1 protein-coding gene is annotated in these 618 nt (G+C 67.0%); it reads right to left on the reverse strand.

The genetic code is table 11. The features are described 5' to 3' along the window. The coding region (locus FQ755_RS03210) for a fumarylacetoacetate hydrolase family protein (RefSeq protein ID WP_144150932.1) at window positions 1-477 on the reverse strand (477 nt) is incomplete at its 3' end. Between the last annotated feature and the right edge of the window lie 141 nt (window positions 478-618).

Genomic DNA, 618 nt, shown 5'->3' on the forward strand with positions numbered 1-618 from the left:
CGCGCCCTTGGCGATCTGACCCACCGTTGCCACCGGATGAATCGGGCCGAGCGGCGCGGAATGGTCGAAGCCTTTGGCGGTGTCCCACGGCCGGCCCAGCTTCTTCGCTTCGGCCTGCAGATCGCGGCGCGTCATGTCGAGACCGAGCGCGTAACCGTAGACGTGATCGAGCGCTCTGTCGGCGGGGATGTTCTTGCCGCCCTTGCCGATCGCCGCCACCATTTCCATTTCGAAGTGGACGTTTTTCGACAGCGACGGGTAAGGAAACTCGCCGGTGGCGCCGGGCGCGACGTACAGGACGGCGTCGGCGGGCTTGGCGAAGAAGAACGGCGGTTCGCGATCCGGATCGTGGCCCATTTCGCGCGCATGCGCCTCGTAGTTGCGGCCCACGCAGTAGATGCGGCGCACCGGGAACTGCTCGCTGGAACCCACAACTGGCACCGCGACCACCGGTGCCGGTGCAAAGACGTAACTCATCCCGTTCTCCGTTCTTCGATATTCGTGCCGCAAGCGGCGATAAAACGTCGAGTGTAACGCGCGGCCAAGGACGGCGCGCGTCAGTCCGGCTGGCGTCGGCGGGACCCCCCCGGCGGCCACCGTCTCTCGCGGCCGCCCCCT

Origin of the sequence: Paraburkholderia sp. BCC1885 (genome assembly GCF_900996235.1) — a bacterium.
GTDB lineage: Bacteria > Pseudomonadota > Gammaproteobacteria > Burkholderiales > Burkholderiaceae > Paraburkholderia.